This is a genomic window from Bartonella sp. TT119HLJHH (genome assembly GCF_042193385.1).
In the GTDB taxonomy this organism is placed as follows: domain Bacteria; phylum Pseudomonadota; class Alphaproteobacteria; order Rhizobiales; family Rhizobiaceae; genus Bartonella.
Genome location: NZ_JBHILS010000039.1, coordinates 1 through 4,671 on the forward strand (window position 1 = coordinate 1; position 4,671 = coordinate 4,671).

The 4,671-nt window shown below is 42.0% G+C and carries 5 protein-coding genes; 2 read left to right on the plus strand and 3 right to left on the minus strand.

Annotation, left to right across the window (positions count from 1 at the left end; translation table 11 throughout):
• Both ACFIJL_RS08550 and ACFIJL_RS08555 read left to right on the plus strand, forming a co-directional pair.
• The coding region (locus tag ACFIJL_RS08550; protein ID WP_375624230.1) for a tyrosine-type recombinase/integrase at nucleotides 1–936 on the plus strand (936 nt) is incomplete at its 5' end.
• 207 nt (nucleotides 937–1,143) lie between these two features.
• Entirely contained in the window at nucleotides 1,144–1,344 is a 201-nt protein-coding gene (locus ACFIJL_RS08555) for an AlpA family transcriptional regulator (protein ID WP_015856172.1), read from the plus strand.
• A 54-nt stretch (nucleotides 1,345–1,398) separates the two neighbouring features.
• Here the strand turns inward: ACFIJL_RS08555 and ACFIJL_RS08560 are convergent, their stop codons facing one another.
• The 3 genes from ACFIJL_RS08560 to ACFIJL_RS08570 form a co-directional block, all read right to left on the minus strand.
• Complete coding sequence (locus tag ACFIJL_RS08560; RefSeq protein ID WP_375624232.1) at nucleotides 1,399–1,758, minus strand: hypothetical protein; 360 nt, start codon at nucleotides 1,756–1,758, stop codon at nucleotides 1,399–1,401.
• A gap of 180 nt (nucleotides 1,759–1,938) precedes the next feature.
• Nucleotides 1,939–2,355, minus strand: coding sequence for a hypothetical protein (locus ACFIJL_RS08565; protein WP_375621746.1), 417 nt, complete (start codon nucleotides 2,353–2,355; stop codon nucleotides 1,939–1,941).
• Nucleotides 2,356–2,375: 20 nt separating this feature from the next.
• Nucleotides 2,376–4,671 (minus strand): hemagglutinin repeat-containing protein (locus ACFIJL_RS08570; RefSeq protein ID WP_375624234.1); only part of this gene is annotated, 2,296 nt, incomplete at its 5' end.

Genomic DNA, 4,671 nt, shown 5'->3' on the forward strand with positions numbered 1-4,671 from the left:
GGGCGTGACCCCATTAAAGAACGCGATAAACAAAAGCGTGAGGCAATAAGCAATCTCCATTACTTAAAAGATATTGCACTAGATACTTTTGAAACTCGTAAAGCTGAATTAAAAGGTGATGGTAAAAATGGTAAATGGTTTACACCTTTACGCCTTCATATTCTCCCTAAATTAGGCTGTTTACCCGTTTCAGAGATTACGCAAACAGAGATACGCAATACCCTTTCTCCCATTTGGCATACAAAGGCTGTAATTGCTCGAACAGCATTGATACGTCTTAATCTTTGTCTCAAACATGCGGCTGCATTAGGGTTAGATGTTGATTTACAAGCAGTAGAAAAAGCACGCGCTCTCTTAGGCAAACAACGTCATAAAAAACAAAGCTTACCAGCCATGGATTGGAGAGATGTGCCGGCTTTTTACCAATTTCTCTGCAAAACAACAACTATAAAACATTTAGCTTTGCGTCTGCTTATCCTGACAGGCGTTCGTACCAACCCTTTGCGTCATATTCGTGAAGATCAGATTGAAGGTGATATATGGACAATCCCTGCTGAGAATATGAAAGGCAAGCGTGATGCCACAACAGAGTTTCGCGTGCCCCTATCATCTGAAGCAATAAAAGTAATTGAACAAGCCCGCTGTATCTCTAAAAGTGATTTCATCTTTTCACTTACCGGTCGTGGTCCTCTTTCACATACGATGATGGCGGCGTATATGAGAAAAAATAAAATTGAAGCTTGCCCCCATGGTTTTCGCTCTAGTTTACGCGATTGGCTAGCAGAAACAACCGATGCCCCCTATGAGGTCGCTGAAACTATTCTAAGTCATACAGTAGGAGGACAAGTAGAGCGCTCCTATCGTCGTACTGACTATCTAGAACAGCGCCGTGTCTATATGGATAAATGGGCGGCTTATGTCACGGGTCAAACCTAAAATATGGGGTGAATAACCCCATTATCTGTGGATAACTTTAGCTCTCTTCTCTCTCATTCTTTCTCAATAAGATTCATCACGTATCACATCAGAAATTGTATGATAAAATATTGTTTTCTATAAATAAAATACCTTCAAAAATGAACCAAAATGTGGTTAATAAATGGTTATGATTTGTTGCCATTTTTATAGTGAAAGGATTTTAATATGACAGAAAATGATATTCTTTTAACAGACCGTGAAAGTGCAAAATTGCTTCATATGAGTGTTTCAACATTCCGCCGTCATGTAACCAATGGCTCTCTCCCAAAACCTTTAAAATTTGGTTTTTTGTCCCGTTGGTTACAATCGGATCTTTTGAATGTCATCGAGCAAGCAAAACAGCAACGTTATAACGACGCGGCATAAAAAGAAAACCTTGTCACGTAAGGATGGACAAGGCTTTCTCTGCTGAAGCAAGACTTAAGGTTTGCATTCAAGTTGTTCTGAATGCTTTTTACAATAAGAGCTATTTAAGCGTCTCTCAACACTTCGCTGAGGCATGACAGCACCAGGACGACATATGGGAAGGTTGTCTGATTTATGGTTCTCACACCAATCTTGTATTGTAAAGCTAGGGCGAAAACCTGATTGCGCCATACACATTTCAATACTGGCAAATTGATTCAAATCTAGCGCCACAACCTTATTAAGGTCCGGTACTCCACATTCTAAAAGTATTTTATTTCTCCATAATGCTGGAGAAAGTGAGGGAATTGAGTTAACACATCCAGTGATACTTAACAGAGCTATACAACTCAATAGTTTTAAGATTTTTTTCATTATTCCCCTCTTTCAATGGATTTATTTACAATAAAAAAGCTCATAAGCCTGTTGATATTTCCTGGCACCGCTGCTTAAAACAACGGTGAACAATATTGAGATGATTGGTTGAGAAAACAATCCCGCCATTCCAAGAGAAGGCAAGGATGGCGGATTGTTAATCATCACAAACAGCAAAACTTAAGGCTGGCATTTGCGACTATTTTTATATTTTTTACAAAACGGGCTGTTTAAGCGCTTCTTGACACTGCGCTGTGGAACAACAGCGCCTGGACGACAAATGGGCAAGTTTTTCTCTTTAAAAGTATAACATGGCCCTCCCGCTCTTGCTACCTCTTCATCTTTATAGCGAAACCCTGATTGAAGCATGCAAGCATAAATTGTTGCTTTTGCATTAATGCTCTGCTTTCTGTTTTCTGGATCGACATCATAAGGCGTTGGCATGCCACATTCTAACAAGGCTTTTCCTACCTCTGTAAAATTAGTAACACCATTTTTCTCCCACGCGCTCAAATACCCTCCAGGAGTTTTATTAAACTGACATCCTGCAATACCTAATAAAGTTACAGCACCTAATAGCTTTAGAGTTTGTTTCATTTTTTACTCCATTATTTAATTCAAGGTTTTTGTTCACGAAGAGATGTGCCATAGCGCCATGTACACTTATCACTCGCATCTCCAAGGCAAGTATGGGAGCTTATGGGATTTGTAGCCACTCTCCACCATTCTTTCCACCAGTTACTGCCAGCAGGTATTGTCTCGTAAGTATAGCCATTGCCGCCAATAATTCTGCTGACAAAGTCGTATCTATTCCCATCAAAGCCAACAATGGTTTGTTTGCCGTCACTCACATAACCTAACAGACCGGATGCAACTAAAACATTAAAGGCTGGTCCATAGAAATTGATATTCGTGTTGTCGGCTATACCGTGCACACCTTCTTGTTTGAAAGAATTCAGCATATTCCCCAATGTCATTGTCCCGCGACTATGTCCATAAAGTTCTAATCCTGTAAGACCATAGCTATACATCAAATCTTTTGCTTCTTGTGTTGAATTGGTCAAACCCCAAAAGTTATTTTCCATAAACTTCTGATAGCCCGCGACTAGAAGTTCTGAGATAGCAGAATCAGCTTCTGGGAACACCACAAAATAAAGCGGTTCATTTTTATCCTTCGCATGTTGCTCTGCATAAACAGCGGCTTCCTCTGGTGGAGTAAAGATGCCATTAAAGGACACATGCACTTTGCCATCAGAGCCTTCTTGCAAATGCTGCTTTTCTTCATCCGTTAAATAATGGAACTTGGGGATTTTTTGTCCACGAGCATCTTCTATAGGCTCCCCATTTGCACCTATTTCATAGATTGTATTGCCCTGTTCATCACGATCCACCACGGCGATGGGGTGCTCTTTGATAAACATGGTTTTATAGGAGTCATCGCTGTATTTAAATCCTTCTTCCAGCAATTGGGTTGCCATTTCACGGTTTTCATGAACGATTTGTTCCAGCTTGCCTACATCGAGCTGTTGTACACCCTTATGGGCGGTGGCAGTATCACGATTAAGGGAGGCTATGGCTTGTTCCACGTCTTGCCCTGTCAATGCCTTCTGCCCTGCTTCATCAGTAATGACGATGGTGCCATTGCTGATAGCAGATTTGGTATATCCTTCCTCTGAATCTTTAGCTTTTGAATGATCTAAGAGATTTTTAGCAATGTTTTTCCCGACACCATATTTGCCCTGATACATCGGACCACCGGCAGAAATGCTTAAACCTTGGCTGCTAGCTTGCGCATGCGCACTGTTGCTGATATCACTGGTGCTAATGCTTCCAGTGGTCAGGCTGTTTTTGTCCGCCGAGGCTGTGCTGGAAATAAGTCCTCCGGTCAGCGTTGTTTTATCTTTAACGTTGATCTTAAAACCACCATCACCCGCTTTGATGCCTGATTGCTCCACAACACTATGATAATCACTAGAGGATTTATCCTTGTTCAAGGAAATATTGGTTGTGGCTGTACCTTCCTTTTCTCGGCTATTATAACCAATGGAAACAGAGTTTTGCTTGCTGGAACTTTGTCCCGTATCACTGCGGCTGACAACGGTAAAATCACCCCCTACTTCCATTTCTACACGCTCTCCAGAAGCCACGGCGCCTGCCAATGTGGTGTTTGCCCCACTCGTTGTGTGAACTGTGCCGGTGCCAATAATATGGCTGTTCTTCTGGTGAACCTCCTCACTGGAACCCTTGCCTTTACCAAAAGAAGCATTCCCCATCCACCCTGTACCACCGGTACCATAACTATACCCAACATTCATTGAAGCGCTTTGCGTGTGGTTTTCTGTGCTTTGCGTGTTTTGCGCACTTTCAAAGATGATATCTTTACCTGCTCCCATGGTGATATTCCCGCTCTGTTTATCATTGCTTTGTATCGGGTTTGTGCCGGCAATAATATCGGCTCCAACACCATGGATGCTGCCTTTGTGGGCTTGCATATTAACAGCGCGTCCTGCTTCTATTGTACCTGTTACCGCGGTAGAAGTCTGAACAGAGGCTTCTGCCTTCTCTGTCTTAAAGCCCACGGTTACGCTAGCAGAAACATCAGCAATATCACGAATAGACTGTTTGTTTCCACCTTTCATCCCATTATAAAGACCTTTGCCTTTGCTATAGAGATCATAGCCTTTTAGACCAGCAATAAGACCATTACCGATTTTGTGTTTTGTATCCCCATGACCAAAACGTTTGACTGCATCCCTTACATCTTTTACGGCACCAAGAATGCCCACATTGACAGAGCCTGTCACACCAGCAAAAGACTTTTCATGTGTCTCTTTGCCGTTAGAGGTATCATAGCTTTCTGATAGGGTGATATTATTGCCGGCATCAATGTTGACATCACGATCCGCCGAAACA